Origin of the sequence: Pseudomonas crudilactis, from assembly GCF_013433315.1 — a bacterium.
GTDB lineage: Bacteria > Pseudomonadota > Gammaproteobacteria > Pseudomonadales > Pseudomonadaceae > Aquipseudomonas > Aquipseudomonas crudilactis.
Window position 1 is genome coordinate 64754 of sequence record NZ_WXVV01000027.1, and the last position, 15132, is coordinate 79885.

6 protein-coding genes (1 of these 6 running past the window's edge) are annotated in these 15132 nt (G+C 61.3%); 3 read left to right on the forward strand and 3 right to left on the reverse strand.

Translation table 11 applies throughout. From position 1 onward, the window contains the following. The 3 genes from GTU76_RS25205 to GTU76_RS25215 all read left to right on the forward strand — a co-directional run. Nucleotides 1-1832: the 3' end of a non-ribosomal peptide synthase/polyketide synthase gene (locus GTU76_RS25205; protein WP_180699862.1), read on the forward strand. The gene continues 11695 nt to the left of window position 1, outside the view; 1832 of the gene's 13527 nt are visible here — the last part of the coding sequence; its start codon lies beyond the left edge, outside the window; its stop codon occupies nucleotides 1830-1832. Beyond that, nucleotides 1829-5059, forward strand: a complete 3231-nt coding sequence (locus tag GTU76_RS25210; protein ID WP_180699863.1) for a non-ribosomal peptide synthetase — start codon at nucleotides 1829-1831, stop codon at nucleotides 5057-5059. The genes GTU76_RS25205 and GTU76_RS25210 overlap by 4 nt, the downstream gene beginning before the upstream one ends. Before the next feature lie 337 nt (nucleotides 5060-5396). Continuing rightward, a complete protein-coding gene (locus GTU76_RS25215; protein ID WP_180699864.1) occupies nucleotides 5397-7877 on the forward strand; it encodes a TonB-dependent siderophore receptor in 2481 nt (826 codons plus the stop codon). 181 nt (nucleotides 7878-8058) lie between these two features. Here GTU76_RS25215 and GTU76_RS25220 read toward each other — a convergent pair whose 3' ends face one another. The 3 genes from GTU76_RS25220 to pvdO all read right to left on the reverse strand — a co-directional run bounded on the left by GTU76_RS25220 (nucleotide 8059) and on the right by pvdO (nucleotide 15093). After that, complete coding sequence (locus tag GTU76_RS25220) at nucleotides 8059-12231, reverse strand: non-ribosomal peptide synthetase (protein ID WP_180699870.1); 4173 nt, start codon at nucleotides 12229-12231, stop codon at nucleotides 8059-8061. A gap of 126 nt (nucleotides 12232-12357) precedes the next feature. Next, nucleotides 12358-14019, reverse strand: a complete 1662-nt coding sequence (locus GTU76_RS25225) for a cyclic peptide export ABC transporter (protein ID WP_016983516.1) — start codon at nucleotides 14017-14019, stop codon at nucleotides 12358-12360. A 162-nt stretch (nucleotides 14020-14181) separates the two neighbouring features. After that, the gene (gene pvdO, locus GTU76_RS25230; protein ID WP_026000480.1) at nucleotides 14182-15093 is read right to left on the reverse strand and encodes a dihydropyoverdine dehydrogenase; all 912 of its coding nucleotides are present in this window, start codon (nucleotides 15091-15093) and stop codon (nucleotides 14182-14184) included. Between the last annotated feature and the right edge of the window lie 39 nt (nucleotides 15094-15132).

The window sequence follows — 15132 nt, forward strand, 5'->3', positions numbered from 1 at the left end:
GCGGGCAGCTCAACCTGCCGCTGGACACCCCGCGCGGGCCGGTGGCGTCGTACGACGGTGATGCCGTGCAGTTCCATCTGCCGAAGGATTTGAGTCAGGCCTTGCGCAAGGTTGCCAATGACGCCGGGGTGACGCTGTACAGCACGCTGCTGGCGTCGTTCCAGGTGCTGTTGCATCAATTCAGCGGCGGCGACGACGTGTTGGTCGGCGCCGACGTCGCCGGGCGCGAGCAGGCGCAGCTGGAGCGGCTGATCGGCTTCTTCGTCAACGTCTTGCCGCTGCGTTCACGCTTCTCGGCCGACACGGCGTTCTCGACGTTTCTCGCGGGCACTCAGGACACCTTGCTCGGCGCGCTGGAGCATCAGGACCTGCCGCTGGACATGATCGTCGAATCCTGTGGCGTGCCGCGTCACAAGGGCATGAACCCGTTGGTGCAGGTGTTGTTCGTGATGAACAACCTGCCGGGTCGCACCCAATCCATGGGCGGTTTGAGCGTCGAGCCGCTGGCGGCACTGCAGAGCCATTCTAAATTCGACATGGCATTGTTCGTTGACGAAGAAGAAGGGCAATTGCTGGGTAATTGGCAATTCGCCACAACCTTGTTCGGACACGAGCGCATTCAGTACCTGGTGAAGGCCTGGATAGCCCTGTTGGAACAGATCGTCGCTGATCAGGACATTCAATTGGGAGCTATCAGCATGCCAGTCGACAATTTAGCAGTGGCGGCCAAACCCGCTGCCCCCGGACCCAAGGCCGACAAACTGGGCAAGTTCCTCAAGCGTGGCGCCGCCCCGGTGGCCAAGGTTCGCCCGGCGCCGATCCGCGAATCGCTGATCGCTGCGCCGCAGCCGTTCCCGCTGTTGATGGAACCGAACGAGCCGCAGCTGGATTTGATCGAGTGGATCAAGCACAACCGCCCGCTGATCGAAGAAAAACTGGCGACCCACGCCGGCATTCTCTTCCGTGGTTTCGAGCTCGACGGCATTCAGGGTTTTGAAGCGTTCGCCGAAGCGATCCAGCCGGGCCTGTACGGTCAATACGGCGATCTGCCGAAGAAGGAGGGCGGCAAGAACACCTACCGCTCCACGCCGTACCCGGAACGCAAGATGATCCTGTTCCACAACGAGAGCTCGCACCAGGATCGCTGGCCGCGCAAGCAGATGTTCTATTGCGAGCAAGCGGCGCCGGTCGGCGGTGCAACGCCGGTAGTCGACTGCCGCTTGATGTACGAAAAACTGCCGGCAGACCTGCGTGACAAGTTCGAGTCCAAAGGCTTGCTGTATGTGCGCACCTTCACCGACAACCTCGACGTGTCGTGGCAGCACTTCTTCAAGACCGAAGACCGTGCCGAAGTCGAAGCCCGCTGTCGCGCCGGCGGTATCGAGTGGCGCTGGCTCGACAACAACGAACTGCAAACCCGCACACCGGGACCGGCGATCATTCGTCACCCGATCACCGGGGCCAAATCATTCTTCAATCAGGTGCAGTTGCACCACATCTACTGGCTGGAGCCGGATGTGCGTGAAGACCTGCTGTCGATGTTCGGCGCCGAGCGCATGCCGCGTCATGTGTACTACGGCGACGGCACACCGATCGAAGACGACGTGATGCAGCGCATTGGTGAGCTGTACGAAGAGTGCGCCGTGCGATTCGACTGGCAGAAAGGCGACGCGATCCTGCTCGACAACATGCTGGTGGCGCATGCCCGTGATCCGTTCGAGGGCCCGCGCAAGATTGTCGTCGCGATGGGTGACATGTACGACCACAGCAGCCTGGAGCGCGCGGCCACCAACGCTCGGGCGGCATTGAATACCGAGGAAAGCGGAGCATGAGCGAAGTCATGAAGGACGTGCAGGATCCGGGTTTCGCCCTGACGCCTGAGCAACAGGCGCTGCATGAGCGCCTGTCGAACACCGCCACCTGTGGCGAGGCCATGCGCTGGCTCAGCGTTGTCATTGACGGTGATCTGGATCCGCAACGTTTGCAGGCCGCGTTCGATACCGTACTGACACAGCAGCCGATGCTGTTGGCGCGGCTGGACAAGGTCAGCGGTTTTCACGGTTTGCGTCAGGCGGCGGGCGACGCCGGGCGCTTCCCGCTGACGATCCATGCCGGCGAGCAACGCGGCGGGGACGTTCAGGCGCAAATCAGCGAATCGCTGGAACGCGCCTTTGTCGTCGGCGAATCGGCCAGTGTTCAGGCGGTGCTGTATCGACTGGCGTCACAGCAATGGCAACTGGTGCTGGGCATTGCTCGCTACAGTGCCGACGCGCCATCGTTGAACCTTGTGCTGCAACAAGTGCAGCAAGCGTACGCCGGGGTTCAGCCAAGCGAAGACGAAGAGTCGGGGGAATTCGCCCAGTATCTGGAATGGCGCAGTGAGGTGGTGCTCGATGAAGACGCCGTCACCGCGCGTACCTACTGGCAGCAGCACCTGCAAGGTGTGCAGGCCGATATCGCTACGCCATGGCTCGCCGCTCGCAGCACTGGCATGTCAGTCAATACCGCTGATACGCGCGAATCGCTGAGTCTGCAGTCGGCGCAGCGTGATGCTCTGCAAGCGCTGGCCGAGCAGCTCGGTCAGCCAGTCGCCACGTTGCTGCAAGGCGCGTGGTGGGTGTTACTGGGGCGTTTGAGCGGGCTCGATCAGGTACTGGTCGGTCTGCGGCATGACAGCCGTGCTGATTATGAATATTTTGCCAACGCCGTGGGCGTGTTCGAGAAAACCCTGCCGCTGTCGCTGGAACTGCCTGGCAGTGCGCGCTTCAGTGACTGGCTGGGGCAATTGGCCGCGCGTGTCGAAGAACATCGCACCTGGCAGGAATACTGGACCCCGGAACTGGCGCCCGACGCAGCACGTTCGGCCTACGGTTTCAGCCTTGGCCAGATCGGCGTTGCCGCGAGCAGCGGCGGTCTGCGCTGGAGCGTGGCTGACGTCGTGCAGGTGCAACCGGATGCTTTCGAATTGTTGTTGCAGGTGCAGCTGGACGAAAACCAGCGTCTTGCCGGCGCTGGTCTGCAGTACGCCGCTTCGCGCTATTCACCAGCGACCGCCAACGCCGTACTGGAACAGTTTGGCGTGCTGTTGAGCGCGATTGTCGATGCACCACACGCGACACTGGCGCAACTCAACCTGCTCAGTCGCGCCGCTGAACAGCGCTTGCTGGCAATCAATCCGGCGATACAGGCGCTGGCTGATCAGCGTTATCTGCCACAGCGCATTGCTGATCTGGCGCTGCGTACGCCGCACGCCATTGCCTTGACCGACGCTGAGCAGTCATTGAGCTACGGCCAGTTGCAGGCCCGCGTCGAAAGCGCCGCTCAGGGTTTGAACCATCAAGGTGTCAGCGCAGGCTCGATCATCGCGCTGGCGTTGCCACGCTCGGCGGATCTGGTGATCGCAATGTTGGCGAGCTGGCGCCTCGGGTGCGCGTATCTGCCGCTGGATGTGCAATGGCCGCAGGCGCGTCAGGCATTGATGCTGGAACAGGCCGGCGCCGCGCTGTTGTTGACCGATGCGGCGCACCTGACGGCCTGGCAGGATCAGCCGTACAAAACGCTGACGCTGGCAGAACTCGGTGCGTCGGGCGCGCCGTTGCCGACGCTCGCGACGCAAGGCTCCGACATTGCTTATGTGTTGTTCACCTCCGGTTCTACCGGTGTGCCGAAAGGTGTGGTGATCGAACATCGGCAATTGCTCAACTACGTCGCTCAGGCCAGTCAGGCGCTGGGTCTGGAGCCATGCAAAAACTTCGGTTTCAGTTCTACGGTCGCGGCAGATCTGGGCAACACGGCGTTATTCGGTGCGCTGTTCAATGGGGCAACCCTGCACGTCGCCAGTGATGCGCAAATGCAGGACGGCGCATTATTCGCCGACTACCTGAAGCAGCATCAGGTCGACTGCCTGAAAATCGTCCCGTCGCACCTTGCGGCGCTGCTCGACAATGAGCAGGCAACCTTGCCGCACACGCTGGTGCTGGGCGGCGAACCGATTGCGCCGACGCTGATCGAGCGCATTGCGCGGCTGCGCAGTGATTGTCGGGTGTTCAACCACTATGGCCCGACCGAAACCACGGTGGGTGTGATGATCCATCCACTGACCCTGGACGGCACGGCCAGCGATTGCTCGGCGCTGAGCCAAGTGCTGGGCAACAATCAGGTGTTTGTGCTGGACGCTGATTTGCGTCTGGCGCCCGTCGGTGTGCTGGGCGAGTTGTACTTGGGCGGTGCGCAATTGTGCCGTGGTTATCTGAATGCCGAGGCCGATGCGCAGCCGTTCATCCAGAGTCCGTTCGATGCGGCGCAGCGTTTGTATCGCAGCGGAGATCTGGCGCGTTACCGCACCGACGGAGCGATCCAGTTGCACGGTCGACGTGATCAGCAGGTCAAAGTGCGCGGGTTCCGTATCGAACTCGCGGAAATCGAAGCCGAGTTGCTGCGCCTGCCGGCGATTGCCGAAGCGCTGGTGGTGCCTGCCGCGTCGGCCGAGCAAGGTCTGCTGGCGTTTATCGTGCCGCAGCAGGGTGCCACAGCGAATCTGCTCGACACCGCGCGAGCCGAACTGAGTGCGCGTCTGTCCGCCGTGATGGTGCCGCAGCACTTGCAACTGATCGAGCGGTTTCCGCGGCTGGCCAACGGCAAGATCGATCGCAAGGCGCTGCAACAATTGGCCGCTACGGCAGCGGATGACGAAGGCGTTGCGCCGCGTGATGCACTGGAGCAATTGCTCGCCGTGCGCATGGCGCAACTGCTGGGGCTTGAACGCTTGAGCGTCGAGCGCGACTTTTTCGCGGCCGGAGGCCATTCGTTGTTGGTGATCAAACTGGTCGCCGGTATTCGCAAGTTGCTGCAATGCGAAATTCATCCGGGACTGGTTTTCGATCATCCGACCGTGGCGTCGCTGGCGCTGGCGTTGCGGGCGGTGGAAAGCAGCCCGGGGCAGTTGGAGAAAATGGCTCAGGTACGCCTGCGCATGGAGGCGATGAGTCCTGAGGAAAAGGCCCGTCTGGCCGAGCAGGCGCGACAGTTACAGGCCGCCAAGGCTGCGCAAACAAGCTGACACAGAAAGAAACAAAAGGCCGTCGCCCAACAGCGTCGGCCTTTTTTTTAACTTTTTGAGTTAATGATAAATAAACTCATTCCGGTTTTTTGGAGGTGCTGCGTCTTAATAAGGTATGTGGGCAAATCCGGTCAGGCAGGGCAGCCAAGGCAGCGGATTGTTCAGTAGAAAAATTTCGCCGTCGTCCAGCAGGATGACCGCGCCCGGGGAGGGGCCGGTCAACCGCGCACTGTCATGTCGCCCACGGGGCCAACGACAGTGCGCGGTTCCCATGTGCTGGCCGTGGCGGGCCCTTTGGCCCAATGGACTTTCACTTCTACCAATAATAGAGAGCACGATGTCAGCAATTCATGAGTTGAAACCTCTGTTCAAGGCACTCGTCATGTCCCGCGGCCTGCGTTCACGTCGCGTGTTGACCGGTCTGGGGCTGGTCTGTGTATTGCCTTTGAGCGCTCAGGTGATGGCTGAAAGCGTCAGCATCAATATCCCGGCGCAATCGTTGCCACAAGCACTGCAGGCGTTCGGTCAGCAGACCAACCAGCAGGTGATCTACAACGCTGACGACATGGCCGGGCTCAGAAGCCACGCCGTCAGCGGCAAGATGAGCCCGCAGGCGGCCATCGCCGAATTGCTCAAGGGCACCGACGTGCGCTACAGCGTCGAGGGCAACACCCTGATGCTGGTGCGGGGCAGCAACACTCAGGGTCTGGAGCTGGGCGCGACCAACATCAGCGCACATCAGGTCGGCGCAACCACCGAAGGCAGCAACTCCTACACCTCCAACGCTGTGACGATTGGCAAGGGCACCCACACCCTCAAGGAAATCCCCCAGTCGGTCACCGTGATGACCCGCAAGCAGATGGACGACCAGGACCTGGTCGACCTCAAGGATGCGCTGAACCAGACCACCGGTGTCGTGGGTCTGCAGGGTGTCGGCAAGGGGTTGATCATCTCCTCGCGCGGTTTCCAGATCGATGACTGGCAATACGACGGCGTACCGATTCCACGTAACACCTATTCGCTGGGTAACTGGGCCACTCAGGACCTGGTGTTTTTCGATCGCCTGGAAATCCTGCGCGGTGCTTCCGGATTGCTGCAAGGCACTGGCAGCCCGGGTGGCGCCATCAACCTGGTGCGCAAGCGCGGCCAGGCTGCACCGACTGTGTCCGTGACCGCCAAGGCGGGCTCCTGGGACCATTACGGTCTGCAGGTAGACGCGGGCGGCCCGCTGAACCAGGCCGGCACCATCCGCGGTCGCCTGGTGGCCGATCAGGACCAAAGCAACTCGTTCATTGACCACGACTGGAGCCGGACGTTGTCGCTGTACGGCTCGCTGGACTTCGACCTGAGCGAAGACACCACCCTGGGCCTGGCCGTCAGCCGTTCCGACGGTGATTCGCGTCCGATGATTCGTGGCCTGCCACGTTACGCTGACGGCAAGATGCCGGATGTCTCGCGCTCCACCTACACCGGTGCACGCTGGAACAGTTCCGACATCGACGTCACCACGCTTTACGCCGACCTCGAACACCGCTTCAACGAAGACTGGGCACTCAAGGTCGGTGCGGTGCGCATGACCGAGAGCAACAAGGCGAAAAACCAGCGCGTGCAAAGTGCCGGCGACGGTCTGGAAGCGGATGGCAGCGGCGTGCAGTACGCCAACTTCGTGACCGATTTCGACTCGACAAAAGTCGGTATCGACATGAACCTGAATGGCAAGTTCGAAGCCTTGTCGATGCAGCAGGAAGTGATGTTGGGCGGTAACTTTTCCCAGCTTGAAACGGACGATCAGCTCGCCCGTACCTTCAGCAACAGTAGCGACACGATTTTCGGCGTCAACAATGACCGTCCCGATATCAACTACGACAGCCTGATCGCTTCCGGTGGTCGCGGCACGCTGAGTAAATACGACGTCCGCCAGAAAGGCCTGTATGGCACCTGGCGCGTCAAGCCGATCGACGATCTGACCCTGGTGCTCGGTTCCCGTGTCAGCTGGTACGACTTCAGCTACAAATCCAAGGCGCAATCCTCGTTCGGCGGCATCACCAAGAACGACCCAAGCACCGCGACCGAAACCGGGGAAGTCACGCCTTACGCCGGTATCGTCTATGACCTGAGCCGCGAGTGGGCGGTTTACGCCAGTTACACCGACGTGTTCCAGCCGCAGACCAACCGCGATGCCGGTGGCACCGTGCTCAAACCGGTGGTCGGCAGCAACTACGAAATCGGTCTCAAGGGCGAGCTGATGGACGGCCGGGTCAACACCTCCTTGGCACTCTTCCGCTACGATCAGGAAAACCGTGCGGTCAACGACATTGCCGGTGGCTTCGAGTGCGACGGTTCGTACTGCTCGACGGCCTCGGGCAAAGTGCGCAGCCAGGGTATCGACGCCGAGATCAGCGGCGAAGTGGTGGAAAACCTGCAACTGTTTGCCGGTTACACCTACAACACCACCAAGTACCTCAAAGACCCGGACAGGGAAGGCCGCGTGTTCAGCACCTGGACGCCAAAACACATGCTGCGCATGTGGGCCAACTACCAGCTGCCGGGTGAGTGGGATCGTGTCAGCACCGGTCTGGGCTTCACCACTCAGAGCCATACGCTGGGCTATGAAGGGACCTACGATGTCGCGGGTTACACCGTATGGAACGCCCGTGTCGGTTACCAGCTGACACCGGAAGTCGATCTGGCCGTGAACGCCAACAACCTGTTCGACAAGAAGTACATTGCGGCCGGTTACAACCAGCTCGACGGCAACAACAACTTCGGTGATCCACGCAACCTGATGTTCTCCGTGAAGTGGACCCCAAAGTTCTGATGCACTGAAGGGCCTTCACCGAAGCGGCCCACGCTCCTCGAAAGAGGGCGTGGGCCGTTTTTTTTGCATACCGTCGGCAGGTGATTCGCGGTGGGCGCAGCGCGCGCAGGTGATGTGGCAAATCATGCAAACAAAAACGCAGAAGCCAGCGCTTCTGCGTTTTTGTTTGCCCCTATGAAAGTCAGTTGTTCAGTGCCGCCTCACACGTCAAGAACACCGCTTCAAAGGACTCGAGCAACGACTCACCGTAAATCATGCTGCGGTGGGGCAGGTTGGAATGCACCGAGCCTTGCAGTCGTCCGCTGACGGTGTGTTCACGCAGCACCTGTTCCGAGTGCAACACCTGCTCCAGGGTCTTGTGCGACAGCGACCACCAGCAACTGGCCTCGACCTTGAGCGTTGGCAGCGTGAAGGCGTCGTAGGATTTCACCAGTCGGTCATGAATTTCGAACGCCTGGGCGTTCATGATTTCCTGTTTGATGGCGTCCAGCGTCGCCACCATTTCCTGTTCGCTGGTGGCGGCCTGTTGGCTGGCCCACTGGTAGAAAGCCTTGAGATCGGTTTGCGGGTTTTCGGCGAGGAAGCGTGCCGCCGGCTCGTGCAGATGCGCGAACATCAGGCTGAACATTTCCACGGCCGTCGCCAGTTCATTTTGTGCACTGAAGTACTCGGGATTTTCTTCTTCCAGCGGTTTGCGCGGCAGGTCGGCCGGCAACAGGCTGTCCGGCAGTGTGGTATCGACCAGACCGAGGAAGCTCACTTCACGTCCCTGACGCTCCAGTTCGGCGGCGATGTCCATGGCGATGGAGCCGCCGAGCGACCAGCCCATCAAGCGATACGGGCCGTCCGCCTGTTTATCGATGATCTGTCGGGTGTAATCGGCGATCATTTGCGCCCATGTTTGGGCGTGGGCGTTTTTGTCGGCGAAGCCTGTGTGCATCACGCCGAAAGTGCGCGCGTGTTTGCTCAGGCGTTTGGCCAACGATTGGTAGCAGAACACGATGCCGCCGCTGGGATGCAGGCAGAACAGCGGCGGGGCGCTGGCGGCTGAGGCCGAGAGTTCCACCACGCATTGGGCTTGCTGTTGGTGTTGCGTAGCAATGAATTGCGCCAGGGCTTCGACGGTGGCGTGGGCAAGCATTTGCTGCAACGCGAGTTTGATCCCCAGGCGCGCATTGAGTGCGGCAATAAACTGGATGGCCAGAATCGAATGCCCGCCCAGTTCGAAGAAGTTGTCGTCGAGGCCGACCCGGTCGACGTGCAGGGTTTCCTGCCAGAGCTCGACCAGCGCTTGCTCCAATGCAGTTTCCGGGGCCTTGAAGCGGGTCTCCGATTGACTGAAGTCAGGCAGCGGCAACGCCTTGCGATCAAGTTTGCCTGTCGGGCTGACGGGCATGGTCTCAAGCATCAGCAGATGGCTCGGTACCATGTAAGCGGGCAGACGGCTTTTCAGTTCAGCCTTGAGCGCTGCGCGCAGTTGATCGTGCTGTTCGCTCGACAAATCACTGTCGCTCGGCACGACATAACCGATCAACTGCATCCCGGCCAATCCTTCGCGGGCAAGGACCAGGGCTTCGCGAACGGCCGGAATTTGCAGCAGGCAGGATTCGATTTCACCGAGTTCGATACGGAAGCCGCGAATCTTCACTTGGTGATCGAGTCGGCCGACGTATTCGATGACGCCATCGGCGCGATAGCGTGCCAGATCGCCGGTACGGTACAGACGCCCGCCCTGCGTGCTGAACGGATCAGGCATGAAGCGTTCGGCGGTCAGCTCCGGGCGCTGGAAATAGCCCCGCGCCAATAGATCGCCGGCAATCACCAATTCACCGACGACGCCCACCGGGACCGGTTGGCCACCGCTGTCCAGCAGGTAAATGGCGCGTCCAGCCAAGGGGCGGCCGATCGGCATGGTTTTCGGCAGCGGCGCATGCCCGGTGACGTAGTCCGTGCAATCGAGCACCGTGGCACTGACCGTGGTTTCCGTCGGGCCATAGGTGTTGAGCAGGCGCACATGGCCAAGTCCCGCCTTGCCCCACGCCGCCACGCCTTCCGGTGGCATGGCTTCGCCGCCCACGATCACCTGGCGCAACGGCCCATAGTCACGGACACCGGCAGCGGCAAAATCCCTCGCCAGCATGTTCCAGTACGTGGTGGTCAGGTCGCTCACCGTGAATTGCTTGTCGAGCAACTGCTGGTACCAGGTTTCGCTGTCCCAGATGTCCGGCCCGCGCAGTACCACCGACGCGCCGCAGATCAGCGCCGGGTAGAGCTGTTCGACAAAGGCATCGAAGTTGAACGTGGCAAATTGCAGCGAACGATCGGCGGGTGTCAGGCCAAGGAATTCCAGGGCGACTTGCGCGTGTCGGGTCAACGCCGCCTGGGTAATTCCCACACCTTTTGGTCGACCGGTGGAACCTGAGGTGAACATCACATACGCCAGGTTATGGCCATGGGTACGGCAGGTCGGATTGTCGCTGTGCGCGCTGTCGGCGAGGTCGAGTTCGTCGACGCACAGCACGCTCACCGCGTCTACCGAGGGCAGGCGCTGGAGCAGAGAGCGCTGGCTGAGCAGCACGCTCAGGCCGCTGTCTTCGATCATCGAGGTCAGGCGTTCCTGCGGGTATTCGGGATCGAGGGGCACGTACACACCGCCGGCCTTGAGCACCGCCAGCAGGCTGACGATCATCCGCGCCGAGCGCTCGACCGCGATGCCCACCCGCACTTCCGGGCCCACGCCGTAGCCGAGCAGGGTCTGTGCCAGGCCATTGGCTGCCGAGTTGAGTTGGGCATAGCTCATGCGCACGTCATCGCAAATCAGCGCGAGGGCATGCGGCGTGGCCAGTGCCTGGCGTTCGAAGAGCTGATGCACGCCTGCGCTCGGCAATGGCGCCACGGCTGGATTCCATTGTTCGCGTTGCTGGCGGCACTCGGTGTCGCTCAGCAGCGACAATTCGCTCAGGGCAACCTCGGGATTGGCGGTGATGGCGTGCAACAGGTTCTGCCAATGCCCGGCCAACCGCTCGATGGTGGCGGGGCTGTACAGATCGCGGCTGAATTCGATGTTGGCGTCGATGCGGTTCAGGGAATAACTGACGTCCAGCGACAGGTCGAATTTCGCCTGCCCGCTGCCGGCATCGACAAAGTCCAGGGTCAATTCGCCCAGGTTCAGCGGCACCGAGGCGCCGCCGTCCGTGCGCCAGTTGAACAGCACCTGGAACAACGGATTGATCTGCTGACTGCTTTGCAGTTGCAGGTCGTCGAAGCTCAATTCCAGCGGATAGTCGGCATGGTCGAGCGCGGCCAGCGATTCGCGGCGCAGACGCAGCAGGAAGTCCTTGCAAGGCAGCTGCGGGTCAATCCGCGCGCGATAGACCTGGGTGCTGACAAAGAACCCGACCAGGTCCTGAATTTCACTGCGGTTGCGTGTGGCGTTGGGCACGCCGACGGTGAAATCGTCCTGGCCGCTGTAGCGGCTCAGGAGCAATTGCCAGGCGCCCAGGGCGACCACAAAGGGAGTCAAACCGTGCTGCTGGCAGAAGCGATTAAGTGCTTGCGCCAAGGTGGCGGGCAGGCTGAAGTCGTGTTTGCCGGCCGCATGGCTGTGCTGGTCGTTGCGCGCAAAGTCCACCGGCAGATCCAGCGGCGGCAACGTCTGACCCAGATAATTCTGCCAGTATTCGGCGCTGGTCTTGCAGGCTGGGCTGTGCAGATAGTCGCCACGCTGCCAGTCGGCATAGTCGGCGTACTGGATGGCCGGGCGCGGCAGTGGCGCGCTCATGCCCATTGCCGCTTGCGCATAGGCGCGGGTCAGGTCCTGCATCAGGATCGCGTTGGACCAGGCGTCCGAGGCGATATGGTGCATGTTGAGCAACAGCAAGTGCTCCTTGTCGGCGACTTGTAGCAGTGTCGCGCGCATCAGTGGTGCTTGCTTCAGGTCGAAGGGTTTGGCGGCCTCTTCGGCAGTGCGCCGGGCAATCTGCTGTTCGCGTGCTTCAGCGCTCAGGCCGCGCAGATCATCGAACCCCAACTGCAGCGTTGCGTGTGCATCGACCACCTGCATGGCTACGCCGTCGATCTCGACGATCGCGCTGCGCAGGACATCGTGGCGTTCGATGACTCTATTCAGCGCCATTTCCAGATGCTGTGCTTGCAGAGCGCCGCTCAGGCGTACGGCGCGTGGCAAGTTGTAAGCGGCACTGTCAGGTGTCAGCTGTTGTACGAACCACAGTCGCTGCTGCGCGAAGGAGAGGGGGGCCGGGGCCGGGTGGGGACGGGCAATGATGCCTTGGGATTGCTCGCCGGCATCTGCCATCAGCAGCGCCAGTACCTCATCATCGAGTAAGTCGTTCATCGGGCTCTCGTGGTTGGCAGCACCGTGAGCGCTGACGGCGTTGCCGACAGTCGGGTCCACGGCGATAAACATTCGGATTGAAGGCCGGCAGGGCGGGTGTCCGGCCGGCTGCAAAGGTGCAATCGATCAAGCAGTCTCGAGGGGCTTCTTGTGGGTGACCACTCGGCCTCCCTCCATCCTCACCAACTGATCGGCGACATCGAAGTAGCGGTCATCGTGGGAGATCACGATGATGGTCTTGCCCATCTGTTTCAGCTCCGGCAGCAGCTCGGTGTAGAAGATGCGCCGGAAGGCCGGGTCCTGATCGGCAGCCCATTCGTCGAACACCAGCACCGGACGCTCCTCCAGCCAGGCGTTGATCAGCGCCAGGCGTTTGCGCTGGCCGGTGGACAGATCGGTGGTGCTGAAAACACCGTCGTTAATGCTCACCTTGTGCGCAATCTCCAGGCGTTCCAGATAGCGGCTGGTGTCGGCCGGCACTTGTTTGTCGCCCTGTACCAGTTCATCGAACAGGTAGTAGTCGGCGAAGATCGTGGTGAACAGTTGGCGATAGTCATCGCGAGCCTGGGCATCGACCACCTGGCCATTGAGCAGGACTTCCCCGCGTTGTGGCGCATACAGGCCCAGCAACAATTTGATCAGGGTGGTTTTACCGCCGCCGTTCTCGCCGACGATAAACACGATGTCACCCTGCGCGATGTCCAGATTGACCGGCCCCAGCTCGAACGCTGCGCTGCCCTGAACCGGCGGGAAGGCGTAGTGCACGTTGTGCATTTGCAACTGTTGTACCGCCGTTTTGCTCGCCGCAGCGCAGTCGCGCAGGAGCAAATGCGGTTCCGGCGAAGAAAACTGTTCGGCCAGTTCGGCGATGCGTTTGAAGGCAATGTTCGCGCGACTGACCACCGGCAAGGTGGTGACCAGATATTCCAGTGGGCCTTTCATGTACAGCAGCACCAGCACGAAACCGCTGAGCACGGCTTTATCGGTACCGAGCCAGAACGATTGCAGGGCCAGGGCCAGACCGATCACCACGAAAAACAGCATCGAGCCAAAGGTTTTCGCCACCACGAACGTGTTGATGGAGCGGATGTGCGTGTTGCAGATGTAATCCGCCGTGCCCTCGATGCGCTGGCTGAACATGCGCTGGCGGCGCGGGCGATGAATACGCAGTTCCTTGGCACCCGCAGCGATTGCGCTGTAGTGCTTCTGCAGCTCGTCCTCGGCTTCGCGCGCCGCTTCGAAACCTTTGATGCCTTTGGCGCGAGCAATGTATTGCACGACGGTGCCGATCACGATCGCGATCAACAGCAGGGCAAACATTGGCAGGGACAGATAGGCCAGGTAACCCAGGCAACCGAGAGTGACGGTGAAAGCGATCGCCAGTGGCGCAAAGGAAAACGCGAAATCACTGACAGTGTCGACGTCATGGGTCAGCACCGGAATCAGGCGATGACTGCGAAACCGTTCGATCTGCTCGATGGGCGCCAGCAGGACTTTTTCGCCGAGTGATTTACGCAGACCGGCGATGATGTGCTGGCCGACGTGGTTGGTGCCGATGTCCGACAGAATCGAAGTCAACAGGGCGAACGCGCAGAGGCCGGCAAACGTCAGGAGTACGGTGGCTGACGGAACGCCGCTGCCGTTCAGGGCTTTGTTGATGGTCGCGAGCAGGGCAGTGACGCTGACGCCACCGAGCATGCCGAGCAGGATCGACAGCGCCACGACGACCCGGTAAGGCTTGAGCAGGCCGAGGACTTCACTGATGGCTCCGCGCGATTTTGTGGTCATGGAGGTTTCCGCTTCTAGTGCCGCTAACGGCATCGTTTCAAGGATTGGGCTGGTTAAAAGACGAAACCCGTGGGCGGCGATTTAGCCGACCACGGGTTTATCGAGGCTGAGACGACGAGCGAGCGCCCAGCGCCGCCGTGGCGGTTGCCGTTACCGCTGTCCTTACAGATCGCGCGCGACGCGAAAACCAATCCAGTCGCCGCGGGTGTCGCTGTAGGTGGCGTTGCGGTTGCCCGAGCGCGAGAACACTGGTGCTTCACCCCAGTCGTTGCCGCGGATGCGGCGAATCTTGCAGTCACCGGTCAACCAGGCGCTGCCATCACTCGGCGCGCCGACATAGTTTTCGTTGTAGCAGTCGGCGGTCCATTCGTAGATGTTGCCGTGCATGTCGTAGACGCCGAAGGCATTGGCCGGAAACTTGCCCGCCGGCGCGGTGAAGTTGTAGCCGTCGGCAGCGCCATAGGTGTTGGCGTGTTTGGCGATGCTGTATTCCTTGCCCTCATCGAAGGGGAACGGGAAAGGCCCGGTGCTACCGGCACGGGCGGCGTATTCACGCAGCGATTCGCTGACCAGTCGATACGATTTAGCGGTTTTCTTTGACAGCCAGGCCACGTAGGCCTCGGCTTCGGCGAAGTCCATGCACACCGCCGGATGCTTGTCGGTGTACTGCTTTTTCGGATCGCTGCCCGCGTAGTCGGGAATACCGGCCTTGCACGCGCGGCCCGGGCGTTTGTCGCCGTCGGGCAGCTGATAGCCGGTGTCGGCGAGGTAGGCGTCCCATTGCCCTTTGAGCACCTGGAAACGACTGATGGCCAGCGGTTTGGCAAAGGTCACCGGGTGCATCGGACCTTCGTCCGGTTCGCGGCCGACTTCGTCATCCGGGGTGCCCATGGTGAAGGTGCCGGTGGGCAGCACGACCATTTCCGGGCAGTCCTTGCAGTCCTTGAAGACCTTGCCCGGTTTGAGCGGTTCGGCCGCTTGCGCCAGCCCCGGCAAGGCACAACCGAGCAATGCAGCGAGACCGAGCGCGGGCAACGCTTTCAAGGAAAAATTACGCAGTTCACTACTGTTCATCATGATTCTCGATAACAGGTTGAAAGGAAACGTGAGAGC

Bases quoted from the DNA above. Each gene is read 5' to 3' on its own strand.
- GTU76_RS25210 (WP_180699863.1), top strand. From the start codon at position 1,829: ATGAGCGAAGTCATGAAGGACGTGCAGGATCCGGGTTTCGCCCTGACG.
- GTU76_RS25215 (WP_180699864.1), top strand. From the start codon at position 5,397: ATGTCAGCAATTCATGAGTTGAAACCTCTGTTCAAGGCACTCGTCATG.
- GTU76_RS25220 (WP_180699870.1), bottom strand. From the start codon at position 12,231: ATGAACGACTTACTCGATGATGAGGTACTGGCGCTGCTGATGGCAGAT.
- GTU76_RS25225 (WP_016983516.1), bottom strand. From the start codon at position 14,019: ATGACCACAAAATCGCGCGGAGCCATCAGTGAAGTCCTCGGCCTGCTC.
- pvdO (WP_026000480.1), bottom strand. From the start codon at position 15,093: ATGAACAGTAGTGAACTGCGTAATTTTTCCTTGAAAGCGTTGCCCGCG.